This is a genomic window from Bacterioplanes sanyensis, from assembly GCF_014652515.1.
Taxonomy (GTDB): Bacteria; Pseudomonadota; Gammaproteobacteria; order Pseudomonadales; family Oceanobacteraceae; genus Bacterioplanes; species Bacterioplanes sanyensis.
This window is the reverse complement of sequence record NZ_BMYY01000001.1, coordinates 624,967-651,132: the sequence shown is the minus strand read 5'-3', so window position 1 is coordinate 651,132 and position 26,166 is coordinate 624,967. Positions and strand designations below refer to the sequence as shown.

Below are 26,166 nucleotides of genomic sequence, written 5' to 3'. Positions count from 1 at the left end.
CAGTGTCACGCAGCTATGCCGAGTGATGCAAGTCAGCACCAGTGCCTATTACGACTGGCTCCGGCGTGATGACAAACACCCTGATAGCCAAACGTGGCATCTGAAACAGCGCATAAAGACGTTGTTTAACGAGTCGCGACAAAGCTTGGGTAGCCGTCAACTGATGACATTACTGCGCAAAGAAGGCTTTACCATAGGTCGCTACCGGGTGCGATCGCTGATGAAAGCACTCGGCCTGAGCGTCCGGAAGAAGAAACGGTTTGTGCTGACCACCGACAGTCAACACGCGCTGCCGGTGGCAGAAAATGTGCTGAATCGAGCGTTTTCTCCGAGCGACAAAAATTGTGTTTGGACGACGGACATCACGTACATTTGGACCTTGCAAGGCTGGGTTTATCTGGCGGTGGTGGTCGATTTATATTCGCGCCGAGTGGTGGGCTGGCATTTAGATCGCCATATGGAAACCGCGTTGGTCAGTCGAGCCCTGATGATGGCCATTAACTTGCGCCAACCGCCTAAAGGACTGCTCCACCACTCGGATCGTGGCAGTCAGTACGCCAGTCATGCCTATCAAGCGCTGCTGAAACAGCATGGCATGGTGTGTTCAATGAGCCGCAAAGGAAACTGCTGGGATAACGCACCCACAGAGCGTTTTTTCGGCAGCCTTAAACGCGAGTGGCTAACGGGAAATATTTACGCGACTCGAGAGCATGCCGTGGCCGATGTGAGGGAGTACATTGCCTATTACAACGCTCGCCGTTTACACACGACGCTAGGCGATGCAACACCGATTGAATTTGAAAAATGTGCTTAGAAAAGTTTCCGGTTTGGGTTGACCACAACACCTTGGTGTTATCTGCCCCACTTGCTAATGTCATACAGGCGCCAACAAACAGGAGGATGTATGACTGACACCCCAACCACCATGGCGGCGATGTTGCTGCAAGGGCATGGTGATATTGAGCAGTTAATCTATCGCACCGATGTGCCGACACCGTCTCCTAACACTGGCGAGGTATTGGTAAAAGTCAGCGCCACGGCAAAAAACAATACCGACCGCAAAGTGCGCGAAGGCTTATATCCGACCCAAGACAATAGCACTGTTACTTCATTTCAAATGACCGAGTCCCCCACCCTGAGCTTTCCCCGCATTCAGGGTGCTGATGTGGTGGGTCGCGTGGTGGCCGTTGGCAAAGGCGTCAGCACTGAGCGCATCGGCCAGCGCGGCTTATTGGATTTTAATATTTATGCCGATCAGCGCGATGATATTAATTTGACCCCAGATTATTTTGGCCATGGTCGCGATGGCGGTTTTGCTGAATACATCGCTGTGCCAGCCGATCAGTTTTATGACATGAGCGACTGCCCCTACAGCGACGCTGAGTTAGCCGCTCTGGGCATGTGCTCTTATCAAACCGCCTACCACATGCTCACCTCAGCACGGGTTAAAGCCGGCGAGCATATTCTTATTAGCGGTGCCAGCGGTGGTGTGGGAACGGCATTGATTCAATTATGCCGGCTACTGGGCGCCACACCCTATGCGATTTCCAGCCCTGGTAAAAGCGAAGGATTAAAAGCACTGGGCGCTGCCAGTGTGATCGACCGCACCCAGGTCAGTGATTGGCGCAGCGCCGTGGCCAAGGCAACCGGCGGCGTCATCATTGATGCGGTCATGGATTTAGCCGGCGGCAGCATGATTAACCCACTGCTGGATGTCATGACCGAGCATATGAGTCAGCGCAAGGATTACCCACGGCTGTCCATTGCTGGCGCCAGTGCCGGTAACGTAACGGATATTTTATGGACCAAGATTTATTTGTATCAGATACAGCTGTTTGGCGTCTCCCACGGCACCCGCGCCGAGGCACGCCAACTCATGCACTGGATACGACAGGGCGATTTAAAACCCGTTTTACACGGCACTTTTCCATTAAGCGAGCTGCACGCAGCAGAGCGCTATTTTGCCAGCGGCCGGGCACAAGATTACCTAGGCAAACTGGTGATTGTGCCCGACAGTGAATGGCAGCAGCACGGCGCGCCTTATGCAATTCAAGGAGTATCTGCATGAACGATATTGCCACCATCAAACTGATCGATACCCACGCTGGCGGCGACGTCAGCCGCATTGTTATAGGCGGCGTTGGCGCCTTGCCTGGCGACAGTGTGCGTGCGCAAATGCAGTACCTGCAGCACCAAGCCGACGGCCTGCGCCAACTGCTGCTGTATGAGCCCTTTGGCATTCCGGAAATGTCGGTCGATTTAATTGTGCCCGCCTGCGACCCTAAAGCCCGCTATGGCTACATTATCATGGAGGTCATGGGGTACCCCATTTATTCTGGCTCCAACACCATTTGCACGGCGACGGCGTTATTGGAAAGCGGCATGATCGCCATCGAAGAAGGCGAGCAACAGTTTTATCTGGAATCCCCCGCAGGCCTAGTCAATGTGGTGGCCCATAATCAAGGCGGCAAGGTGCAGTCCATCACCATTGAAGGCCTGCCAAGCTACATCGACAGCCTAGACAACGTCATCGACGTTGCCGGCCTGGGTCCAGTCACTTACAGCATTGCCTACAGCGGCGGGTTTTATGCTTTGGTCGATGCCAGCGCCTTGGGCTTTACCCTCAAGCGCAGCGAAGAAGTCGAATTGGCCGCCTGCGCCCAGCGCATTGTAAGCGCCATTTGTGACGCCAATAATTACGCCCACCCGGAGCTTGGCGATGTCGGCCCATTGCCTTTTTTGCATTTTATGGGGCCATTGACGGAATCCGCCCCCGGTTATTACGAATCCGGCAGCGCTACTTATGTGCACCCAGGCGTGATTTGCCGCAGCACCACAGGCACCGGCACCGCCGCGCGGTTGGCATATCATTACCAGCGCGGCGAGCTAAAAGCCGGCGATCAACTGGAGACCATTTCACTGCGCAATACACGCTTTGTGGGCAGCTTAAAAGGCGAAGTCAAGGTCGGGCATTTTTCCGGCGTGGCCAGCACCATTACCGGCAAGGGTTATTTATTGGCACGCTCGGATATTCTGGTCGACCCGAGCGACACCCTGATCAGCGCCGATCAATTACCACCGTTGAATAGCTACAGACCATAAAACACCAGCGCCAGCGCCGCCAACCACAGCAAGGTGCGCGGCTGTTTATCGTGGCGTAGCCAGGCCAGTGCGGGCAGCGCCAACAACACGCTCAACAACCCCGTGCTCGCCGCTGGTAACAGCACACTCAGCCAGGTCGCTGCCAGCAAGCCCACCACGGCTGCATTGACTGCCCGCAGCGCAGCCACCAAGCGAGGCTGTTGCTGCAACCACTGCCACTGATGCAGCAAGGCAAATAACAATAAAAACCCAGGTAAAAAAATGGCCAGCAAACACGATAAAGCCACACCGATACCGGCCCCTGTGCCTTGGGCAAAGAAAAACGCCACACTGAACAGCGGCCCAGGCAATATTTGGGCAGCGCCGTAGCCGGCATTAAATTGCGCTTCACTTAGCAAGCCCTGCCCCACCAGCTCAGGCTGCAATAGCGGTAACACCACATGGCCGCCACCAAACACGGTGGCACCGGTGCGATAAAACAGCGCCAGCAAATCGCTATAAACGCTGCTGTGCGGCCACACCGCCCACAGCAATAAAGCAAAAAACATGGCCAGCAAGGTAAGCGCCAGTGGTGAAAAATGCCCTACTATGGATGGCGAAGTTGAGCCATTAGGTGGTGAAGTAGAATCATCTTGCACGTGCCACGCCGCCCAGGCAGCCACCAGCACTAATACCCACCATTGCCCAGTTGGCCATAACAGCATGAGCAGCAACACCAGCAATGCGATGCGCTTGTGCCTAGCAGACTGGCAAAACTGCTGCGCCATGCTCCATACCGCATCGGCGACCACCACCATGGCCAGCCACTTCAGTGCTAGCACCAGTGCAGAGTCGGCCCACCACAACCAGCTACTGCCCAGCAGCGCAAGAATCAACACAGACGGCAGCGTAAAGCCAACAAAGGCTGCGATGGCACCGCGCCAGCCAGCCAAGTCGAAACCGATGGCCGCACCTAACTGACTGCTGGCAGGCCCAGGCAAAAACTGGCACAACGCCAATAAGTCGGCAAAGCGCTGCCCACTGAGCGCGCCCTGTTGCACCACAAACTGCTGACGAAAATAACCGATATGCGCTGCCGGACCGCCAAAGGAGGTGCAACCTAACCAGAAAAACTGACGTAAAATTTGCCAGATATTGCTGTTCACACTCGGCCTCCAGCGGCTTAACTCGATAGCACTTTCTATAGCGAAAGGGTTACTGACACCGCCCCCGCTTAAGATGCAGCAGCGAGCCATTGCGATGTTTTAACAATAACTGACTGGGCGTCAGCTGCAGCACATCAAAACGTCCGATTTTATCTATTTTTAAGCGACTGCCGCGCAAGCTGTAAGCGCTGCGGGTTTCATAGGTAAACTCCGTCATGCGTAGCTGCTGGTCAACGCCAAAGTGATAGCTGACTTTTTCATTGGACTGATTGCCATCTGGGTATTCTTTGGTATGAAAGCACCAGCTGCCGTGCAGATCGCGCTCAACAAAATAATCCGCCCAACTGTGCGCTGAAGCTGCCACTAACGCGACCGTTAATAACGCAGGTGCCAATTTCATCAATAGCATCAATATCATCCTTAAACATCACATCCAACGGGGTTGCTACTCTACACCAGAGGGCGAACCAGCGGCAATGCAAGCAAGGGAGCGCCACTATTTAAAGCTCCCAGCCTGATTGTGTACTGACAGCGCTATTGAGCGCTACGAATATGAAAGCAGTGGTGAATATTGGGCCGGCGGGAAAAATCAAAAGGTACGGATTTAGCCCCTTGCGCTTGAATATTGAAGACTGATAGCGCGTCTTCATCCAACTGAAATTTGCGCAAGTTGGTCGAGAACACCAACACACCACCCGGGTTCAGCAATGCCATCGCCTGCTCGATAAGGCGCACATGATCGCGTTGAATATCCAGCACCCCCTCCATGCGCTTGGAGTTAGAAAAGGTCGGCGGGTCCATAAAAATGACATCGAACTTGTCACTGCCCTGCTGCGCCAACCACTGCATGCAATCCTGCTGCACAAAGGCATGTTCAGCTGGGTCAATGGCATTTAAGCCGAAGTTGTCTTTGCCCCAGTTTAAATAGGTGCGTGACATATCCACGCTGGTGCAATGGGCACCGGCTTGGGCAGCGTGCACACTGGCCGTGGCGGTATAGCAAAACAGATTCAAAAAGCGCTGTCCGGGTTTTAGCTGCTGATGCAGCCATAAACGCGTGGGTCGATGATCCAAAAACAGGCCGGTATCCAAATAATCACGCAGGTTTACCTGCAGCTTGACCGCGCCTTCTTGCACCACCAGTGCCTGCTCATCACTGGCCACTTTTTCGTATTGGCGCTTGCCGCTCTGGCGCTCGCGCCGCTTTAACACGATGCGTTCAGGTGCAACGCCGGTGACTTCCGGCAACGCGCCCAGCACATCCAACAATCGACGCTCGGCTTTTTCCGGGTCGATTGATTTGGGCGGCGTGTATTCCTGCACATGCAGCCATTCGCCCTGCTCGGCCTGGTAGCGATCAATGGCGACGGCATACTCCGGCAAATCTGCGTCATAGAGGCGATAACAACTGACCTGTTCGCGCTTGGCCCATTTATTTAACTGCTTCAAATTTTTCTTTAAGCGGTTGGCGAAGGCCTCTACCGGGCCGCGAATCAGTGTGTCGGGCGCGCTGAGCGAGCGCTCATCGGCGGCGCCAAACATCAACAAACGCGTGGCAATTTGACCATTTACAAAACGGTATTGCTTGTCCATGGGCCGGCGAATGACTTTGGCCAAATCAACATTGCCGGTAAACACCGCCAGCGGCCATTGCGGCACTTTCAACGCCGCCTGATGCAACTGCTGATACAAAGGCGCCAACTGCGGCAGCTCGCTTAAGCGCTCACCATAAGGCGGATTACAGATCAGCAGGCCGCCCTTAGTCATGACGTCCTTTTGCACCCGCAACGCGTCTACGCCACGGCGCTCCAGATGCACCTTGTCGCTTAAGCCAGCTCGCTCCAAGTTTTTCTGCGCTGCGTTGAGTTGCTCGGCATCAATATCAAAGCCGTAAAAACGATTTTGCAACTGCGCCAATCCTTGAGTGCGGCGCTGGCGTGCTTCATCGCACAGCGCCATCCACAGCTTGCGATCATGGCCTTTCCAGTCACTGAAGCCCCACTTCTGCCGATTCAGTCCAGGGGCGATGTCAGCGGCCATCAAGGCCGCCTCAATTAACAAGGTGCCGGAGCCACACATGGGGTCGATCAGGTGCTCACCTGTGGCCATCTTTTCCGGCCAGCCAGCGCGAATCAGCAGCGCCGCCGCCAAGTTCTCTTTCAGAGGCGCTTTACCCGGCTGCAAGCGATAACCGCGACGGTGCAAGCTGTCGCCACTGAGATTCAGAAACAGGCTGAGCTTGCCTTTGGCCAAGCGCGCCTCAATGCGCACCGCCGCGTCTTTATCAACGGAGGGGCGCTGACCACAGTGGTCACGGAAGCCATCGACGACGGCGTCTTTGATGCGCTGAGCACCAAATTGAGTGTTGCGAATCTGGTCGTTGCGACCATGGAAGTCGATACGAAAATTGGCTGAGACAGGAAATACCCCTGGCCAATCTACCTTGCGTGCACTGTCGTACAAATCATCGGCCGTTGTAACCTGACTTTCATACAAGGGTAATAATATTCTGCTCGCTAAGCGACTCCACAGGCAGACTCGGTAAACCACTTCAAGGTCACCTTTCCACGCCACACCCATGTGGGTTTCTCGTTCAACTTTGCCACCTAAGTGACTGATTTCGTCGGCCAGGAGTGGCTCTAACCCTTTAGGACATAGGGCCATCCACGCCATTTCTGACGTCTGAACATCTGTTTGCATGCTGATTGTAATCCGTTCGTCAAATAGCGATGCGTAGCAAGCACTACGCTGTTTATAAGAAAAAAATCATTAACATCGACCCGTGTGCCGCGATACAACCTTAGGGGCTGTCGCTGCTTACGTCATCTTTTCACTTGGCAGCGGCCGTTCTTTTAACAGAAGCGAGGACGCATCTAATGAAGAAACAGAAACGCGATTTGCAAGAACGAGCTTTCTCACGCGGTTACCGAGCAGGTGTTGAGCGACGGTCGAAAGACTTGGCCCCCATGGGCCCATTGCGCGACGCTTGGATGGCCGGGTGGCGCTCCGGACGTGCCGATAACTGGGATGGATACACAGGCGTTTCTGGGATTCATAGAATGTACGGTTAACTACCATCCAGCACCCGCCTCCCCACCCGGGAGGCCGCCCCGTTATCAACGGGGCTTTTTTTTGGCCAAATCCACCTTTTTGGTCAAAAAACCATCAACGCCTTTTTGATCAAAACCCATCACGCCATTAGCGACACTACCTTTAGCCGCGCGCGCGTTGCGCCGCCAGCGCATCCACACACTCGCCGATCAGCTCTGGGCCACGGTAAATAAAACCACTGTACACCTGCACCAAGCTGGCACCGGCGTCTATTTTATCGACGGCACCTTCACCATCCAAAATGCCACCGACGCCGATAATAGGCAGTTTGCCGCCCAGCTCAGCCGCCAGCAAACGCACGGTTTGCGTCGCCAAGTCTTCGACTGGCGCACCGCTCAGGCCACCCTGTTCATCACCATAGCGAGCGCCTTCAACACCCTCACGCGATAAGGTGGTGTTGGTGGCAATCACACCTTCCATGCCCGTAGCCAGCAAGGTGTCTGCGACCAAGCCCACTTCCTCTGCGCTCATGTCTGGGGCAATTTTAACGAAGATTGGCTTATGACCATGCTCGCTCGTCAGCTGCGCTTGACGCTCCTTCAAAGGCTCCAACAGCTCTTTTAAGGCATCGCCATACTGCAAGGTGCGCAGACCAGGTGTGTTAGGGGAAGAAATATTGACGGTAATGTAGTCAGCGTGTGGATAGACCTTGTCTAAGCAGGTCAGGTAATCCTGAGTGGCGTCTTCGACGGCGGTATCGAAGTTTTTACCGATATTAATGCCTAACACGCCTTCATAGCTGGACGCTTTAACCCGCTCGACTAAGTGATCGACGCCTTTGTTGTTAAAGCCCATGCGATTAATAATGGCGCGCTGCTCGGGTAAGCGGAACAAGCGCGGCTTCGGGTTTCCGGGCTGCGGCCGTGGCGTGACGGTGCCTATCTCGATAAAACCAAAACCCAAACGGGCGAAGGCATCTATGTAGTCGCCGTTTTTATCTAGGCCCGCAGCTAGGCCAACTGGGTTGGCAAAGCGAATACCGGCGACTTCGGTTTCTAGGTTAGCTACGGCTGGCGCCAAGTGCTTGAGCAAGCCCAAGCGCTCACCGGCGCCCAGTAGATCCAAACCCAGTTCATGCGAGGTCTCACCGCTGAGACGAAAAAACAATTGTCGGGTGAGGCTGTACCAATCCATACCGATCTCCGCTTATGCGCTGTATCACACCAACACTGTGGTGCCCAAAAAAGTGGCGGCATTATACGGGATTCGATCGGCGTTGGATAATCAGCTAGCCCACACGGCTGACACTGCAAAAGCGACCATTGTCGTCAAAATCAATGGCAAAGCGACCATAAATGCCTTCATGACTCACCATGCGCTGCAAAATGGACGCAGGAAAACGCACGATGCGTCCATCCGTTGCTTTGGCCACCACCTGCCGCGCACTGCCCTTGTAATAGGCTAAGTACTCATCGGCAGAAATGGCTAAATCCACTAGGATGCGCTGACTCATGGCTGCTGCGCCTCAGTACGCCAGTCCTCCAGCCACTCTCGCACCTCCCTAATGTGTTCAAAGGCCTCGGCTGGCAGACGTAAGTTTTCCAGTTGAATGCGCTGGGGCAGCAGCACCTCAGGCTGCAAATGCTCTGCCAGCACCGATAATCCCTGAGCATTTAGCAAGCGCTGAGCTAACGCCTGATAACGCTGCTTGGGCAACTGGCGCGGTGTGCAGCTGGGGCCATGTTGGGCGACCTGTTTTAACAACGCAGGCGTGCGCAAAGCCACGCAGTTAATGCTCTCATTCCAGCCGGCATCGACGTAATCAGCCAACCAAAAATTACCAGAAACGCGCCAGCGCTTATTTTCACAGCGAACATAGGGCTCTGGCGTATTGCCAATCAGCGGATCGCGCTGGCGCGCTAAAATTCGATTCCAAAAACGCAAACCTTGGTAGTTCGCTACCAAATCAGCAAACGAAAACACCCCCGTGGTTTGCGCACCAAAATACAAAGACTCCGACCAATCACCAAACAACAAACCAGCATCAACACCCTCTTCTAGGCGATCGGTAATTTCGAAGTAGCTGCTGCCTTCGGTAAAAAAGTGGCCAAGTTTATCTGTGCCGATTTCATGCTCGCCGATGCGAATAACGGCGGCCAAGCGCTCGCTCAGTACCAAAGACGGCGATTGCTGCCAGGGAAAATCGCGATAAATGGAGTTTTTAAAACCAACGCGACGCTTTTCAACCAGTGGCGAGCGCTCAGCAAAGGTTTCCACTTGGCCAATGACGGGCCGCGCTAAGTACCACCGCAAGCTGTCGTATAAACGTTCTTCATCGCACTGTGGTCGCCGGCGCATGGCATGGACTTTATAGGGGCGTTGCCTAGGGTAAGGGCTATTGGCTAGCTCCACCGCACGCTCAATACGGCGCATGACCTCACGTTCAATAACCGCCGCACTGTCTTTTAACTGTTGCGGTTCAGCTGAACTGAACTGATCGACCTCGGCCGCGCGAACTGCGACGGAGCAAAACATCAGCCATAACAGGATTTGTCGCACGTTTGCCCCTCCCCCAATGTTGGCAGGCATTATCCATCGCAATCGAGCCGTCGTCACCCAATCAACAAATCATAGGCATAAAAAAGCGCTGCCCTGGGGCAGCGCTTTGATCGCATTCAGCGCCGCTTATTCAGCGCTGGTCGATGCCTCTTCGGCCACTGTCTCTACCACCGCTTTATGGCGGCGACTGGCTTGCGCTAAGTCCAACAGTTCCCGCAGAGCGACCGCAACCATGGCGAACTCAAGACCATCGGCGGCCTTGAGCTCTGCCAACATGCTGCGCCAGCGCGATACCAGCGCATCCTGGTCTGCGGCCCAAGCATCAATCGACTCATCCAAAGTAGCGTGACCGCTGTAACCAGACAACAAACCAACCGTCAAAGCGCGTTGCTGCCAATCCAAATCGTCGCGCAGGGTCTCACGCGCTAAGGCTTCCCAGTGATTCGCCATGGGCAACAGGTTAATCTGCTGCATAAACCAATCCAGCGATAAATGCTCGCCTATTTCGAAGTAGGCTTGTGCCACCTCTTGCGGCTGTCGCTCGGTTTGGCCAGCGGCTTCAATGATGCCCAGCGCCGAGTAGAGGTTAGACGCGCCCGCGGTAATGGCGGCCAACTCTTCTGGTACACCAGCTTCAACACGCTGATTGTAGGTGTCGCGCCAGCTTTCCAAGGCAGAGCCTTTAAGCGTGTCGCCCAGCTGGGTGGCCAATGTGCGTACCGGCTCGCGGAACTTCTGCACCTCGGCATCAATGTCATCCAACATGCGACGGTTACGCAAGAACCAACGCGTCGCGCGGCGCACCAAGCGCATCAGATCGGCCATCATGCTTTCTTGCACATCGGTATCAATCTGATAATCCAGCTCGGTAATTTGCTGCCATAACAGCGGCAAATCAAATACATCGCGGGCGGTTAAATAGGCCCGGGCAATTTCCGTCACGCTAGCGCCGGTAGAAGCCTGCTGGCGGTTCACAAAGGTAATGCCCATGTAGTTAACCATGTCATTGGCTAACTGCGTGGCAATGATTTCGCTGCGCAGGCGGTGACGGTACATAGCCTCACCAAAGCGCTCGAACAAGTTCTCTGGGAAGGCCGTGGTTAAAATGCGCGAAATGTAGTTATCGGCGCAAATTTCGGCGGTATTTAAGCGCTCTTTTAAATCCGCTTTAGTATATGAAATCAGCACCGACAACTCTGGGCGCGTCAGGCCTTGGTTATCGCTGCGGCGATCCTGTAACGCTTCTTCTGTAGGTAAAAACTCCAGCGCGCGATTAAGCTTGCCTTGGCTTTCGTAATCACGCATCAGACGCGAATACTCATCCAGTCGGGTTTTACAATCACGCTCGGCCAAGGCAATGGCTTGGGTCTGGTAGTAGTTATTAGTCAACACCAGATCCGCTACTTGATCGGTCATGGACATAAAGATCTCGTTGCGCTGTTTGCGCGTCAGATCGCCGTTATCCATGATCTCGTTCAGCATGATTTTGATATTCACTTCGTGGTCGGAGCAATCCACACCACCCGCGTTATCAATAAAGTCGGTGAACGATGCACCCCCATTCAAGTTGAACTCGATCCGTCCGAGCTGGGTAATGCCCAGGTTGCCGCCTTCACCGATCACTTTCGCGCGTACTTCGTTGCCGTTAATACGCACGCCATCATTGGCTTTATCGCCCACCTGCGCATGGCGCTCGCTGCTGGCTTTGATGTAGGTGCCAATACCACCGTTCCAGATCAAATCCACTGGCGCCCGCAAGATGGCGCGAATCAGTTCGTTTGGTGGCAAACGGTCGTCATAAATGCCAAACAGCTGCTTCATTTCACGAGAAATCGGGATGCTCTTGGCATCGCGCGAGAAAATACCGCCGCCACGCGAAATTAACTCGCGGTTGTAATCGGCCCAGCTGGAGCGTGGCAATTCAAACAAGCGCTTGCGCTCTTCAAAGCTGCTGGCCGCATTGGGGGTTGGGTCAACAAAAATGTGCATATGGTTAAAGGCCGCCACCAGGCAAATATGCTCAGACAACAGCATGCCGTTACCAAACACATCGCCGGCCATGTCACCAATGCCGACCACGGAAAAGTCTTGCTTTTGCACGTTAACGCCCAGCTCGCGGAAGTGGCGCTGTACCGATACCCAACCACCGCGTGCGGTAATGCCCATTTTTTTATGGTCATAACCAATCGAGCCACCCGAGGCAAAAGCATCGCCCATCCAAAAGCCGCGCTTAACCGCAATTTCATTGGCAATGTCGGAGAAAGTCGCCGTACCTTTATCGGCAGCAACCACCAAATAAGGGTCATCGCTGTCGTGGCGAATCACTTGCTGCGGCGGTACCAGCTCACCTTCTACTAGATTGTCGGTAACATCCAGCAGCGCCGAAATAAAGGTTTGGTAGCAGGCAATGCCTTCGGCCATAAAGGCGTCACGACCGCCGTCTTTAGGCAGCTGCTTGGCAACAAAGCCACCTTTGGCACCCACAGGCACGATCACAGCGTTTTTCACCTGCTGCGCTTTTACCAGACCCAGCACTTCGGTACGGAAATCCTCGGTGCGGTCTGACCAGCGCAAACCGCCGCGAGCTACGCGACCACCGCGCAAGTGCACACCCTCGACACGCGGCGAATACACAAAGATTTCGAACATCGGACGTGGCAGCGGCATGTCCGATACCGCCGATGGGTCAATCTTCAGTGACACGTAGTCTTTCGGCTGACCTTGCTCATCACACTGGAAGAAATTGGTACGCAGCGTCGCTTTCATCAGCTCGACGTAGCGACGGAAGGTGCGGTCTTCGTTGAGCTGATCCACTTCATCAATGGCCGCTTTCAGCTGTTCTTCGCATTCTGCCATTTGCAGCAGACGCTCTTGCTGGCTATCGAACTGCAAACCAAAGCGCAGGTGGAAAAACTCCACCAAGCGCGCAGCAATCGGAATATAACGACTCAGCGCATTGGCGATGTAGCTTTCAGAAATACCAAAGCGAATCTGCTTCATGTAGCGCGCGTAGGCACGCAAAATGGCAATGTCTTTCCAGCCCAGCTTGCCGCCCAACACCAAACGGTTAAAGCCGTCGTTTTCAGCACGCCCCTGCCAAATCGCACGAAATGCATCTTGGAATAATTTTTTCACTTCCGCGATGGTGATTTTATCGGACAGTGTGTATTCCAATAAGAAGTTGTGGATCCACACAGTGCGATCGCCATCAACGGTGATCTCGTAAGGATGCTCACCCAAAACGCGCAAGCCGAGGTTTTCCAACACCGGAATCACATCAGACAGCGGCAAAATGGTATCGCGATTAAACAACTTAAAGCGCAGCTGGTTGTCGTTTTCTTCCAGCTCGCGATAAAAACTCATGGCCAAATCGTCTTCACACTCGTGTGTGAACAACGACTCCATATGCTGTACATCAGACACCGCCGTGCGCGGCGTAAAGCTCTCACGGTAGCCCGCAGGGAAGGCCGCACGATAACGATTAAACTGGCGATTGCCTTTTTCTTCACCCACTTGCTCAACTAGGGCATCGTGCAAATCGTCCTGCCAAGAGCGCGCCACTTGGCGAATCTTGCGCTCAACTAAATCAGCGTCGTACTTAACCGGTTTATCTGGGTCGAGACGCACCATAAAGTGGGTACGTGCTAGAACTGACTCAGAGAAATAGGTGTTAAATTCAACATCGGTGGGCGAAAATTCAGCCTCCAATACCGATTCGATTTTCTGGCGCAGTTCGGTGTTGTAAATATCCCGCGGGGTATACACCAAGCAAGAAATAAACTTGCCATAGGTATCACGACGCAAATACACACGCGTTTGACGGCGCTCTTGAATGTTCAACACCGAAATCGCAGTGTCGTGCAGTTGCTCCACCGAGGATTGGAAAAGCTCATCTCGCGGATAGACTTCCAAAATACGCGCCAGCTCTTTACCGCTGTGCGAGTTCGGATCAAAGCCCGCCATCGCGCGCACATCATCTAGCTTCTGGCGAATAATCGGAATGTTATTAGGCGACTCGATATACACCATCGAGGTGTACAAACCTAAAAAGCGCACACCGCCAATCACTTCGCCTTCGTCATTGAGGCGCTTCAATACCACGTAATCTGGGTACGCTGGGCGATGCACGCGGCTACGATAGCCAGATTTCATAAAGCTGATCAGCTGTGGACTTTTAATAAAGTCCTGAATTTCTTCAGGCAGCTCATCCAGCTTTAAGCGATCATGCTCAGCTTTGCGAAAGCGGAACACACCCAAGTCGGCAGCAGAATTACGGCACACGTATTGAACGCCGCCGTCACTTTGCATCTCAAACTCGTCATACGCCAAGAAGGTAAAGTGGTTATCAATCAACCACTGCAAAAACTCGCGAGCTTCTTTGCGCTCTTTGGTACGCTTGCGGCCGCCTTCCAAACTGCTCACGGCTTTGTGGGCGTGATCCATAATCGCTGGGAAATCGGCGACACAGCACTGCACCTCGTCCAGCACGCTGACCAATGCTTGACGCAACTCCTCCAACACTTCTGGGCTGGAGTGGTGATCAATTTCGATATAAATAATGGCTTCTGGGTGCGTGGCTTTGCCTGCTTTTTCCCAGTTACCGGAAGGTTTTAGCTGGCCATCTTTATTGCGCTCAACGTTCCATACGCAGTAGTGGATGGCGTGCAGCGCCATCTGCCGTGCGTTCAGCTCAATGCGTACCGAGTCTACAAGGAAGGGAACATCCTCGCAGACAATTTCGATAATGGTGTGGTTGGACTGCCAGCCATGATTTTCATAATCTGGGTTAAGTACCCGAACTTTGTTTTCGCCAGTCGGGCGCTGTTGCACCAGTTGCCAGCAGGACATGGCTGCCCCATAAATGTCTTCTACTGGGCGAGCCATGACCTCTTCCATCGGGGCACCCGAATAGTAGAGACTGGCAAAGCGGCGCAAAATGTCGGCTTGCTTTGCGTCATTGCGTTCGTCAATGAGATTATTGAGCGCAGTCAGCATTGAATCCTTCCTTATCGAAATATCGGCACAGAGTAAGGGGCAAAGTTGACCACACAGTGGCATGTGACTTCAGCCCCATAAATCGCGTAATTGACAAATAAAACTACGTACGTTGAAAGCCTAGTAAAGAACTGGCTTTCTGCGCGTTGCCATCAACACACAGCAAGGCAGTGTGTCGCCGGTGGAACTAAGCGCATTAATTCAGGGTCTCAGGCCCGGTTTTGACTCTGGCCCAGATAGCAACATAAAGCGCCGCGGACCATTGAGTCATTGGCAGTTTCACGCATAAAATCATGCGCCTCAACGGCATAGGAAGACAAGCTCACATGGCAGTAAAAGACGCTGTTCTGGCCCTGCGCCAACAATTGCAACAACAAATCATCGGCCAGCCTACGTTAGTCGATCGCATGCTGATCTGCTTGCTCGCAGACGGCCATCTATTGGTTGAAGGTGCCCCGGGCCTGGCTAAAACCAAGGCGATTAACGCCTTGGCGCGCCAGCTTGAGGGTGACTTCAAGCGCATCCAGTTCACTCCGGACTTGCTCCCTGGTGACATCACCGGCACCGATATTTACCGGCCACAAACCCAGAGCTTTGATTTTCAGCCCGGCCCTATTTTTCATCATTTGATTCTGGCCGATGAAATCAACCGCGCCCCCGCCAAGGTGCAAAGTGCTCTGCTGGAGGCCATGGCCGAGCGACAAATCACCGTCGGCGGGCACACACGTGCGTTACCCGAACTATTTATGGTGATGGCAACGCAAAATCCGATTGAGCAAGAAGGCACCTACCCGCTGCCGGAAGCCCAGCTGGATCGCTTTTTGATGCAAACCCTCATCGACTACCCCGACGCCGATGCGGAACTGAATATTTTGCGCCTAGTGCGCGGCGAGGCTTTGCATCAGCCGGTGGCAGATGCTCCACACCTAAGCCAAGAGAGTATTTTCGCTGCACGCCAAGAAATTCTTGGCCTGCACTTTAGCGCCAGCGTCGAGCAATATTTGGTGCAACTTGTCATCGCCACCCGTAAGCCCGAGCGCTATGACCAAGAGCTGGCGCAGTGGCTGGAATACGGCGCTAGCCCACGTGGCACCATCGCCCTTGAGCGCTGCGCACGCGCCCACGCTTGGCTGCAAGGCAAGGACTACGTCAGCCCGGATGACGTGCAAGCCGTGATTCACGATGTGCTGCGCCACCGTCTGATTTTAAGCTTTGAAGCGCAAGCCAGTGGCGTGGGCATCGAACAGGTAATCGATCGCTTAGTGCAACACGTACCGGTTAGCTAATGAGTCAGGTCGAGTTCAGCCGCGGAGCGGCCATTGGTCGCGATAATTTAATTGCCTTACGGGCATTAGCGAGCCAGCTACCGCTGCGCCGCCAACGCAAAGTATTGAGCGACCAAGCCGGCACCCACACCTCCGCCATGCGTGGTCGCGGCATTGACTTTGCCGAAGTGCGCGAGTACCAAGCAGGCGACGACATTCGCGCCATGGACTGGCGGGTGACCGCCCGCACCGGCGATGCCCATATCAAGGTGTTTCGCGAAGAGCGCGAGCGTCCAGTCATGCTGGCATGCGATTTACGCCAACATATGCGCTTTGGTACTCGTCGCGCATTCAAACACGTGTTAGCCGCGGACATCACCGCGCTGTTGGCGTGGGCAGCCCTGCAAAACGGCGACCGCATCGGCGCCCTGTTATTTGATGATGGCCACGAAATCGACCTGCGCGCGCGCAACGGCCAGCGCCAAGTGCTGGCATTGCTGCATCAACTGGCCAGTTGGGAGGCATCCAAGCAAGTGTGTTCAGCTCAGCGCCTGGGGCAAATGCTGCGCCATACCCAACGTTTGTGCCGGCCTGGCACAGCGGTTTATGTGATCAGCGACTGGTATGGCTTTGACGACACCTGCGAGCAGGCACTGTTTCGTCTTAGCCGCCATTGTGATGTCACCGCCATTCACCTTTACGACCGCCTAGAAGCCACCCTGCCACCGCCCGGCGATTACGACCTCAGCGATGGCCAACAACGTTTGCATCTGGACACTCATAGTAAGGCGCTGCGTCAACGTCACGAACAGGCGTTCGATGAGCGGCGCAACGCCATCAAACAGGCGTTAGTACCACTGGGCATCCCTTGGTTATCGTTAGCCACCGACGACGATGCCCTAACGGTCCTTCATCAAGGGCTGGGCTTGCAGCGGGAGAGCAAACGATGACCCCAGAGCTGCAATTAGAACCTTTGATTGAACCCAGCGCCGTCAGCCAATGGCCGGCCTACGGCTGGTGGCTGCTGCTGGCTTTAATACTGACTCTGGTCACCGTCATCGGTGGGTGGCTATGGCGACGCTGGCGCTGGCAGCGCCCCTTAAAACAAGCGGCACAACTGCTGCAGCAACACCCGCCCGAGCAGCCTGAGGCGCTGTGTCAGCACTGCAATGCCCTGCTTAAGCGCGCCTGCCATCAACTCGACCCCAGTGCCTTAACACTGCACGGCCAAAACTGGCAGCGCTTCTTAGAACAGCGCGGCATGCCAGAGCGCAGCAGTGAGGCGCTGGCCTTTGGCGGCTATAACCCACAGCTGGCCCAGCAAATAGATGCACCCACATTGCTGGCGGACTGTCGTCGCTGGCTATTAAGCCAACGCCCAGGAGGTCGCCATGTTTGAGTGGAGCTGGCCTTGGGCCTTTTTACTGCTGCCGCTACCGCTCTTGGTACGGTGGCTGCCGCCTCGCACCCAGCCACGCGCGGCGCTAAAAGTGCCAGAGCTGGAAAGCTGGCAAACACTGGCCAGCGATCACGCCGCCAGCCCACTTAGGCAACGCTGGCAATGGCTATTGCCAGCGTTAATTTGGTGCGCCCTGGTCACAGCCTTGGCACGCCCACAAATCATTGGCGAGCGCGTCGAACTGCCACAAAGTGGCCGCGATTTGATGCTGGCGGTGGATATTTCGCAAAGCATGAGCTTGGAAGACATGCAGTGGCAGGGCCGCACCGTCGATCGCTTAAATGTGGTCAAAGACGTGCTCGATGATTTCATTACCCAGCGTCGCGGCGATCGCTTAGGGCTGATTTTATTTGGCAGCCAAGCCTATTTGCAGTCACCCCTAACCTTTGACACCGAGACAGTGCGCACCTTTATGCGCGAAGCGGCCATCGGCTTGGCCGGCAAGCAAACCGCCATTGGTGATGCCATTGGCCTCACCATCAAGCGCTTACAAAATAACCCGCAAGATAGCCGAGTGATGATTTTGCTGACCGACGGCGCCAATACCGCAGGCGAAGTCGAACCATTGCGCGCCGCCGATCTGGCCGAACAGGCTGGCGTAAAAATCTACACCATTGGCTTAGGCGCCGAAGTGATGGAAGTCAGCAGCTTTTTTGGCACCCGCCAGGTCAACCCGTCGCGCGACCTCGATGAGCCCACCCTGCGCCGGATCGCCCAACAAACCGGCGGCGCCTTCTTCCGTGCTCGCAACAGTGACGAGCTGCGCCAGATTTATGCCTTGATAGACGAACTTGAACCCACCCCCAAAGACCCACAAACCCTGCGGCCCAGACGCAGCCTTTACCACTGGCCGCTGGCCGCAGCCGTGCTGCTGGGTCTGATGCTGACGTTACAGCAAGCAGGTGCTTTACGCTTTAGGAGCCAAGCATGATGGAGTTTCAGCTGCTGCGCCCTGAGTGGCTGTTAATGTGGTTGCCGCTGTTCGCCGTCTGGTGGTTATGGCGCCAGCGCCGGGCCCGCGCGGGCCAATGGCAACAGGTGGTCGATGCCGAGTTATTGCCGTATTTGGTGGAAACCGGACCGGCGGTCAAACGTCGCTTCGATGGCTGGTTGCTGGCCATTGGTACCCTAGCGATTATCGCTTTGGCCGGCCCAGCGTGGGATAAACAGCCAACAGCGGTGGCCGAGCAAGAAGACGCAGTGGTGATCTTGCTCGATCAATCCCTATCCATGGCAGCCACGGATCTAACGCCCGATCGCCATACCCGCGCGGTGCAAAAAATCACCGACATATTGCGCAGCCGCCACGATGGCCAAACCGCACTGGTGACCTACGCTGGCAGCGCACACACAGTAACGCCTTTGAGCAATGACATGGCGACGCTGGAAAACTTATTGCCCTCGCTGTCACCCTTCATTATGCCCAAGCCCGGCAGCCGCCCCGACATCGCCATCGAGCAAGCGCAGCAGCTGGTGCAGCGCGCCGGCATCAGTGCCGGCCGCTTGCTGCTGCTGACCGATGGCATTCAGCCCAAAGACATTGAGCGCATACAGTCCGCACTGAACGCCCGTCAGTTTAGCCTCGGCATCATTACCGTTGGCACCGCCGAAGGCGCCCCTGTGCCGATGGCCGAGCAAGGCTTTTTGCGCGATGGCAATGATCAAATCGTACTGCCCAAGCTAGATACCACGCCGATTCAGCGCCTAGCACAGCAAAACAGCGCCATCGACTGGCGCACGCTGCAGCTGAGCGATGACGATTGGCAAGGGCTATTGCAGCAAGGTCAGCAACAACAGCGTCTGCGCGAGCAGCAGCAAGGCGAGTTTGATCAATGGTACGACCGCGGTTATTGGCTGATTTGGCTGCTGTTGCCGGTAGCATTATTAACCTTTCGACGCGGCGCTCTGCTGTGCTTGCCGCTGCTTTTGTGGCTACCCATCGACGCCACTCAAGCAGAGCCGCAAGCGGCGGATGCCGAGCCCAGCATCAAAGAGACCGTGACACAAGCCTGGCAGCGTGCTTGGCAAACGCGAAATCAACGCGGCGAAGCGCTGCTGCAACAGCAGGATTACAGCGCAGCCGCCGATGCCTTTGAACGCCCCGACTGGCGTGGTTACGCCGCTTACCAGGGCGGTGATTATCAGCGGGCGGTCGATGCCTTTGCCCAGGGCGATTCTGCCGCCGACCACTACAACCGCGGCAACGCGCTGGCACGCAGCGGTCAGTTGCCGCAAGCCATCGACGCTTACGATCAAGCGCTGGCAAAAGACCCAGCGCTGGAAGCCGCAAAAATCAACAAGCAACGCGTGCAAGAGTTGCTTGAGCAGCAACAGAACGAACAGCAGAATCAGCAGCAACAAGATCAGCAGCAACAAGATCAGCAGCAAAACCAGCAGCAAAACCAGCAGCAGAATCAGCAGCAGAATCAGCAGCAGAACCAGCAGCAGAACCAGCAGCAGAATCAGCAGCAGAATCAGCAGCAGAATCAGCAGCAGAATCAGCAGCAGAATCAGCAACAGAATCAGCAACAGAATCAGCAACAGAATCAGCAACAGAATCAGCAACAGAATCAGCAGCAGAATCAGCAGCAGAATCAGCAGCAGAATCAGCAGCAGAATCAGCAGCAGAACCAGCAGCAGAACCAGCAGCTGAATCAGCAGCAAGATGCGCAACAAAGCCAACAGCGCGACGCCGCTGATCAGCAAGACGAAGCGCTGCCGCAGCTAGACCGAGAACAACAGGCCGCACTGCAACAGTGGCTTAATCGCGTGCCCGACGATCCGGGCCAGCTTTTGCGGCGCAAATTTTTATATCAGTACCGTCAACAACAGCAACAGCCGCCTGAGGAGGAAGTGCTATGGTGAGCCCACGCATCTGGTGGCTCTGCCTGTGTTTATGGCTGCCAGGACTGGCCCTGGCCGCTACCGAGTTCAGCGCCAGCGTCGATCGCAAACAACTGACCGAGCAAGACACCTTTAGCTTGCAGCTGCGGTTTCACCAGCAAGTGATGAGCGGCCAGCCGGATTTCAGTCCGCTGCAAAAAGATTTCGAAGTGCTCAATACCCGCCGCTCTAACCAGTTCCGCATGGTCAACGGCCAAAGTGAGTCCTATACCGAGTGGCAACTGCGACTGATGCCCAAGCGCACCGGCCAGCTGATGATTCCCGCCATCAGCTTTCGTGGCAGCCGTACCACGCCCATCAATATCAGCGTCAGTCCATTGTCAGAGGCGGTACGCCAACAAAAAGCAAAAGACGTTTTTTTTCACGTCGAAATCAGCAACGGTCCCTATCCGGTACAGGGGCAGATTCTGTATATCGAAAAGCTCTACTATCGCCAAAATCACGAAAACGCCAGCCTCTCTGAGTTGAAGGTGACCGACGCTCGGGTAGAACCACTCGGCGATGTGCGTCAGTACACCACCGTCATCGACGGTGAGCGCCTAGGCGTGTATGAACGCCGTTACGCAATATTTCCAGAGCAAAGTGGCGAGCTGGTGATTCCCGGCCAGCGCTTTCGTGCACGACTGATCAACCCCTACAATCGCTGGGATCGCGGCCAAGAAGTGTCTGCTGTGAGTCGTTTAATACGGCTAACGGTGGAGCCCATGGATGATGCCTACCCACAAGCTCCGTGGCTGCCCGCGCGTCAGCTCACCATCATGGAAACGCTATCGAGCCAGCAATGGCAGGTGGGCGAACCCGTGACCCGCACCTTTATGGTTACGGCCGATGGTTTGAGCGGCAGCCAAATTCCGGCACTGGCCATGCCCGAGGTCGATGGCCTGCGCTACTATCCGGATCAAAACCAACACCAAGACAGCGTGGGCGACAAAGGCATTACCGGCACCCTGACCCAATCGCTGGCCATCGTGCCGACGCAAGCGGGTCAACTGACGCTGCCTGAAATTCGCGTGCCTTGGTGGAATATGCGCAGCCAACAACTGGAGTACGCCACCGTGCCAGCACGCACCATCGACGTGGCACCGGCGGCCAACAGCGCCCAAAACAGCACGCCATCCAGCGCACCGAGCAATGCCCAAGCCAGCGGCCAAAATAACCAGATACCCGCCCCGGCACAGCCCATTGCGGCGACCTCAGCCACGCCCGCATGGTGGCCGTGGCTAACGCTGGCATCGGGCGTGATGAATCTGCTGCTCATTGCCGTAATCGCTTGGCTGTGGCGTCGCCAGCCAGCAGCAACCAAGCCAACCGCTCAGGCAACCCCAGAGATCAGCACAGAGCCGCTCAAGCAGGCCTGCCGCAGTGGTGACCCGGCCCGCATTCGCACCGCAGTAATAGCCTGGGCTAAGCAACAGCCGACCTTGCAAGGCTGCCATAATTTGCAGCAACTGGCGCAGCGCATCGACCAGCCAGAGCTGAGTCGCGCTTTAGCCGAGCTAGATCACACCCTCTACAGTGCCAGCGGCAACAGCGCCTACCAGGCAGAGCCACTGTGGCAACTGCTGCGACGCTGGCAGCCCAACGATCAAATCAACAACAATGGCGAGCTAAAGCCGCTGTACCCGTGACTTTGCATTTATTGACGGCATTGAAGCAGGGCTCAGTGTAAGCTGAGCGCCTGACTCATCAACGACCACCTTTATGACCCTACTGATTGTTTTTGCCTTATTGTCCATTTCGGTATCGTTCGTGTGCTCGGTACTGGAAGCCTCCCTGCTGTCGCTGACACCCAGCTACATCGCCAGCCTAAAAGAAGAGCGCCCAACTCTGCATTTGCGTTTATCGCGCCTAAAAGATGCCCTCGACCAACCGCTGGCCGCCATTCTGACGCTCAATACCATTGCCCACACCATGGGGGCGGCTGGCGTCGGTGCTCAGGTGACCAAGCTCTATGGCGATGCCTATTTGGGCGCAGCCTCGGCCATTATGACGCTACTGGTATTGGTGCTTTCAGAAATTGTGCCGAAAAGTCTGGGCGCACGTTATTGGCGCCGCCTAGCGCCCATGCTGCCTAGCGTGCTGAACACCATGATTTTGCTGCTCAAGCCGTTTATCTGGCTGTCGGATCAACTGCTAAAACTGCTCGGCAGCCATGAGCCGCATTCGGATTTGCGCCATGAAATTAAATCCATGGCTTCGATGGGGTATGAACTAGGCCAACTGGACCGCGACGAACAACGCGCCATTATTAACGTGCTCGACCTGCACGACATTCGTGTGCGTGACATCATGGTGCCACGCACCGTCTGCACCACACTCTCCCCCAGCGCCAGCATTGAAGAAATCCGCCACTACAGCCGCAAGCAGCCGTTTTCACGCTTTCCCGTGTTAGACGACGACAACGCCCCAGTGGGCATTTTACTGCGTCAGGATCTATACGATCAGGACCGCGACCCACAGCGCTCGATTCGGCCATTGCTTAAACAAGCGCACGTCATTCTCGACCAAATGAACGCCGAGCAAGCCATGGGCCTGCTGCTGCGCGAGCGCCAGCAAATGCTGCTGGTATACGATGAATACGGCAGCTGGCAGGGTCTGATTACCATGGAAGACATTCTCGAGACCATTCTTGGTCAGCCGATTCTCGATGAGACCGACACCATCACCAACATGCGCCGTTTTGCCCGCCGGCGCTGGCAGTATTTGAACCGCAGTTGAACGCGGCCGCTCGGCTATCAGCGCCCAAGGGCCTGCTGCACCTCATCCAATTTGGCCGCCACGGTATGACTGAGGGCTTCTACCTGCGTCAACAGCTGCTCAGCTTGGGCCGGATCACCGGCCTCCTTGGCACTCATCAGTTCACCGATGGTGGCATGCAGCTGGGCATGCGGTTGCTCAAGTTGCTGCATGGCCGGTAAATGGCGCAGGTGCTCACTGGCAGTGCTGTAATACCACCGGCCGAGCTTGCAATTATGATGATTGGTGGCTTCTTCTCGAGTCATCACCTTATCGCCGTCGCGCGCATTTAAATAGGCGCGCAGTCGTGCCTTCCAAGCCAGATGTGCAGACCGCGCCTGAGCCAGCGTCAACTCATCGCTGGCACTGTTAAACTGCCCCAGTAATGCCATCAAGGCTTCCGTATCACTCGCCAGCTGTGCCGCAATGTCGGCGGTATGTTCACTCACTTGGGCAGTATGATGGGTGATATCGCGAATGGTCAGGACATTGCGGTTTATTTCTTCGCTGACACTGCTTTGCTGTTCTGATGCGGTAGCAATCTGGGTATTCATGTCACGGATTTCATCGACCGCCTGCTTAATGCGTGTTAGCGCCAAGCCTGTGGCTTGAGCCTCATCCACGCGCTGCCCCACTTGCTCACGACTCAACCGCATTTGCTCAACGGTTTGACTGACGCTGCTCTGCAAGCCTGCAATCATCTCTTCGATTTCGCTGGTCGACTCTTGGGTGCGCTGGGCCAAGGTTCTCACCTCATCCGCCACCACCGCAAATCCACGCCCTTGCTCACCGGCACGCGCGGCCTCAATAGCAGCATTCAAGGCCAACAAGTTGGTCTGCTCGGCAATGTTGCGAATCACGCTCAGTACCTTGGCGATACGATCCGAGGCGCTCACCACCTCCTGCACCACCTCGGCTGTTTCGCCGACCGCGGCCGATAAAGTCTGCATACCCACAATACTGTTTTCCACCAGCTGCACTCCCTGAGCCGCTTGGTCATCAGCGTTGACGGCACTTCCTGCAGCCTGATTGGTGCTTTCGGCGACGCTGTGCACCGTGCTGACCATCTCGGTCATGGCGGTGGCGATCTGATCGGTCTCATCCTGCTGGTGCTGCATTCCGGCGTGCGCCTGCGCCGCCTCATCGGCCATGATGGCGATTTGCGCAGTCATATCACACACAGCCTTCACCAACTCGGATACCGTTCGCCCCAGTTTGGTTGTGAAGGCATTAAAAGCCGCGGCAACCTGCTCAATTTCCACCACGCCCGAGACCTGCAAACGATCACTCACACTACCTTGGCCACTGGCCAGCGCCTGCATGGCGACAATCAGCTGTTTCAGCGGCCGCATGCTGCGCCGCACCAAAACCGAAAACAGCGCACCAGACAACACCACCATCAAGCCGCCGAGCCACACCATCTGCCAATGAGACTGCGCTACCGCCTGCGACATATCGGTGCGATCACGCATCAGCTCAACCACCCCGATGCTGTGGCCACTAAAGTCTTTTAATGGCGACAGCAACACCTGATAAGCGCGCTGATCAAGCGATAAACGCTGCTGCTGCGCCGTGCTCAAAGCCTGCTGATAACGCTCGCGGGGTAAAGGTCGTGGACGATATTGTGGCGCCAACGCAGTCTGCCAACGGCCATCCTGATGCAGATAAATCGCCATATCCAAGCGTTCATCCGCTAGTAAAGAGGCAAACAGCTCGCGGTTTAACGCCATGCCCATTTCCACCGTACCAACATGCTGGCCCCGATAGTTGACCGGCACAACGGCACGAATACCGGCTCCGGCAACGCCCTGTTCTAGCCCAACAACTGCCCGACGACCTTGGTTGGCTGCCACCACAGTTCGGCGAAATGACGACAAGTCATCGCCATACTTTTCTGGACGATGAACGCGATAAAACGAGGTAGCATCCGGTAAATGAAACTGAAACTGCGCCATGCCTTGCGCTTGAAAACGTGACCACTGGGGTTGATACATGGCCGCCAGCGCCTCACGGTCGGCACTGGCTAGCGCAGCACCTACTTGAGGGTTAGCCGCCACCGCCAATGCCGCTAAATGGGCACGCTGTGATAACTCTGCAATAACCCCTTGAGTACGCTGCTCTAAGGCCTGCAACGCCATTGCTTCATATTCATCACTGAGGTCTGTGGTCGACTGCCAAGCTAGCGTAATTAACAAGCCGATGGCCAATAACAAAGCGGCAACACCCGTCACTACCACCCGAAAAGACAAACGCCGAGGATTCAGAAAAGCCTCCTGAGAGCCAAACGAAGACATAACGCCACTACCCTTTCATCAAATTCATCAGCAAATAAAACAACCGCTATTGATAGCCTTCACACAACCATCAGCGAGGCTTCACTGGTCATGGCATATCTATCGGCCGTTCAACCCTGTACTTGAGCAACCTTGGTATCACGACTCCAACCTGGCGCCAGCCTATGCAATAGTAAACATACACCCAACCTGACTGGAGACAGCCATGACCGCTGGTTTGTATTTGCGCGAAATGATACGTGACTTGCTCTCCATGACCTTGGCCGAGCGACGCTTGATTTTACTGACCTGCACCAAGCTGGAGCGCGACTTGCAAACGCTCACGCACGTTCACAGCGTATCCGCCCAACAATGGGAGAGCGTATTTGGCCAAGCCGACATACCGGCCTACACCCTGATGGCCGACGCCGCCGACACCCTACTGCACCGGCCACCTACCTCCGTCGGCAACAGCAGCCATGTTGAAACCTTTCATTGGCTGTGCAGCGTGAATTTTTTGCCCAGCGCCCAAATATTAGAAGTATCACTAACGCCGACAACGTCGTTTATTTTTCAAGGGCTCAGCGTCGGTGATGGCAAATTTGAAGTGCTGACGGGGCTGAGCTGAGCACAACATTAGTTATCATGAAGCAGTGCCGAACGCGGATGAGTACAAG

At 55.3% G+C, this 26,166-nt stretch carries 20 protein-coding genes; 12 read left to right on the top strand and 8 right to left on the bottom strand.

Features of this window, described 5'->3' with window-relative positions; all coding sequences use genetic code 11:
* The 3 genes from IE090_RS03040 to IE090_RS03030 all read left to right on the top strand — a co-directional run.
* The coding region (locus IE090_RS03040) for an IS3 family transposase (RefSeq protein WP_189386845.1) at positions 1–814 on the top strand (814 nt) is incomplete at its 5' end.
* A gap of 90 nt (positions 815–904) precedes the next feature.
* Positions 905–2,068, top strand: a complete 1,164-nt coding sequence (locus tag IE090_RS03035) for an alcohol dehydrogenase catalytic domain-containing protein (protein WP_189386844.1) — start codon at positions 905–907, stop codon at positions 2,066–2,068.
* On the top strand, positions 2,065–3,102 hold the full coding sequence (locus tag IE090_RS03030) for a proline racemase family protein (protein ID WP_189386843.1): 1,038 nt from the start codon (positions 2,065–2,067) through the stop codon (positions 3,100–3,102). Before IE090_RS03035 ends, IE090_RS03030 begins: the two co-directional genes overlap by 4 nt.
* Here IE090_RS03030 and chrA read toward each other — a convergent pair.
* From chrA to rlmKL, 3 genes are all read right to left on the bottom strand, one after another.
* Entirely contained in the window at positions 3,090–4,247 is a 1,158-nt protein-coding gene (chrA, locus tag IE090_RS03025; protein WP_189386842.1) for a chromate efflux transporter, read from the bottom strand. The two genes, IE090_RS03030 and chrA, sit on opposite strands and share 13 nt — an antisense overlap.
* A gap of 49 nt (positions 4,248–4,296) precedes the next feature.
* Complete coding sequence (locus tag IE090_RS03020) at positions 4,297–4,656, bottom strand: hypothetical protein (protein WP_189386841.1); 360 nt, start codon at positions 4,654–4,656, stop codon at positions 4,297–4,299.
* Between the two features lie 125 nt (positions 4,657–4,781).
* The gene (gene rlmKL, locus IE090_RS03015; RefSeq protein ID WP_189386840.1) at positions 4,782–6,947 is read right to left on the bottom strand and encodes a bifunctional 23S rRNA (guanine(2069)-N(7))-methyltransferase RlmK/23S rRNA (guanine(2445)-N(2))-methyltransferase RlmL; all 2,166 of its coding nucleotides are present in this window, start codon (positions 6,945–6,947) and stop codon (positions 4,782–4,784) included.
* Between the two features lie 176 nt (positions 6,948–7,123).
* On the opposite strand from rlmKL, the gene rmf reads away from it, so the two are divergent.
* Complete coding sequence (gene rmf / locus IE090_RS03010; protein WP_189386839.1) at positions 7,124–7,318, top strand: ribosome modulation factor; 195 nt, start codon at positions 7,124–7,126, stop codon at positions 7,316–7,318.
* 142 nt (positions 7,319–7,460) lie between these two features.
* Here the strand turns inward: rmf and IE090_RS03005 are convergent, their stop codons facing one another.
* The 4 genes from IE090_RS03005 to IE090_RS02990 all read right to left on the bottom strand — a co-directional run bounded on the left by IE090_RS03005 (position 7,461) and on the right by IE090_RS02990 (position 14,852).
* Positions 7,461–8,492, bottom strand: coding sequence for a quinone-dependent dihydroorotate dehydrogenase (locus tag IE090_RS03005; RefSeq protein ID WP_189386838.1), 1,032 nt, complete (start codon positions 8,490–8,492; stop codon positions 7,461–7,463).
* Between the two features lie 94 nt (positions 8,493–8,586).
* Complete coding sequence (locus IE090_RS03000) at positions 8,587–8,811, bottom strand: DUF2835 domain-containing protein (RefSeq protein WP_189386837.1); 225 nt, start codon at positions 8,809–8,811, stop codon at positions 8,587–8,589.
* Positions 8,808–9,857: a hypothetical protein gene (locus IE090_RS02995; protein WP_189386836.1), complete on the bottom strand. Its 1,050-nt coding sequence runs from the start codon at positions 9,855–9,857 to the stop codon at positions 8,808–8,810. Before IE090_RS02995 ends, IE090_RS03000 begins: the two co-directional genes overlap by 4 nt.
* A gap of 126 nt (positions 9,858–9,983) precedes the next feature.
* Complete coding sequence (locus tag IE090_RS02990; RefSeq protein ID WP_189386835.1) at positions 9,984–14,852, bottom strand: NAD-glutamate dehydrogenase; 4,869 nt, start codon at positions 14,850–14,852, stop codon at positions 9,984–9,986.
* A gap of 326 nt (positions 14,853–15,178) precedes the next feature.
* Here IE090_RS02990 and IE090_RS02985 point away from each other — a divergent pair, with 326 nt between their 5' ends.
* The 7 genes from IE090_RS02985 to IE090_RS02955 all read left to right on the top strand — a co-directional run bounded on the left by IE090_RS02985 (position 15,179) and on the right by IE090_RS02955 (position 23,198).
* Positions 15,179–16,138, top strand: coding sequence for an AAA family ATPase (locus IE090_RS02985; protein WP_189386834.1), 960 nt, complete (start codon positions 15,179–15,181; stop codon positions 16,136–16,138).
* Positions 16,138–17,067, top strand: a complete 930-nt coding sequence (locus IE090_RS02980) for a DUF58 domain-containing protein (RefSeq protein WP_189386833.1) — start codon at positions 16,138–16,140, stop codon at positions 17,065–17,067. Before IE090_RS02985 ends, IE090_RS02980 begins: the two co-directional genes overlap by 1 nt.
* Positions 17,064–17,516, top strand: a complete 453-nt coding sequence (locus IE090_RS02975) for a DUF4381 domain-containing protein (protein ID WP_189386832.1) — start codon at positions 17,064–17,066, stop codon at positions 17,514–17,516. Before IE090_RS02980 ends, IE090_RS02975 begins: the two co-directional genes overlap by 4 nt.
* Positions 17,509–18,507 (top strand): vWA domain-containing protein, encoded by a 999-nt coding sequence (locus IE090_RS02970; protein WP_189386831.1) that lies wholly within the window; start codon positions 17,509–17,511, stop codon positions 18,505–18,507. The genes IE090_RS02975 and IE090_RS02970 overlap by 8 nt, the downstream gene beginning before the upstream one ends.
* Positions 18,504–20,441, top strand: a complete 1,938-nt coding sequence (locus tag IE090_RS02965) for a vWA domain-containing protein (RefSeq protein WP_189386830.1) — start codon at positions 18,504–18,506, stop codon at positions 20,439–20,441. The genes IE090_RS02970 and IE090_RS02965 overlap by 4 nt, the downstream gene beginning before the upstream one ends.
* Entirely contained in the window at positions 20,435–22,108 is a 1,674-nt protein-coding gene (locus IE090_RS02960) for a BatD family protein (RefSeq protein ID WP_189386829.1), read from the top strand. Before IE090_RS02965 ends, IE090_RS02960 begins: the two co-directional genes overlap by 7 nt.
* Positions 22,109–22,181: 73 nt before the next feature.
* On the top strand, positions 22,182–23,198 hold the full coding sequence (locus IE090_RS02955) for a CNNM domain-containing protein (RefSeq protein ID WP_189386828.1): 1,017 nt from the start codon (positions 22,182–22,184) through the stop codon (positions 23,196–23,198).
* 17 nt (positions 23,199–23,215) lie between these two features.
* Here IE090_RS02955 and IE090_RS02950 read toward each other — a convergent pair whose 3' ends face one another.
* Positions 23,216–25,510, bottom strand: coding sequence for a methyl-accepting chemotaxis protein (locus IE090_RS02950; protein ID WP_189386827.1), 2,295 nt, complete (start codon positions 25,508–25,510; stop codon positions 23,216–23,218).
* A 205-nt stretch (positions 25,511–25,715) separates the two neighbouring features.
* Between IE090_RS02950 and IE090_RS02945 the strand changes: the two genes are divergently transcribed.
* Positions 25,716–26,117, top strand: a complete 402-nt coding sequence (locus tag IE090_RS02945; RefSeq protein ID WP_189386826.1) for a RepB family plasmid replication initiator protein — start codon at positions 25,716–25,718, stop codon at positions 26,115–26,117.
* Positions 26,118–26,166 lie beyond the last annotated feature (49 nt).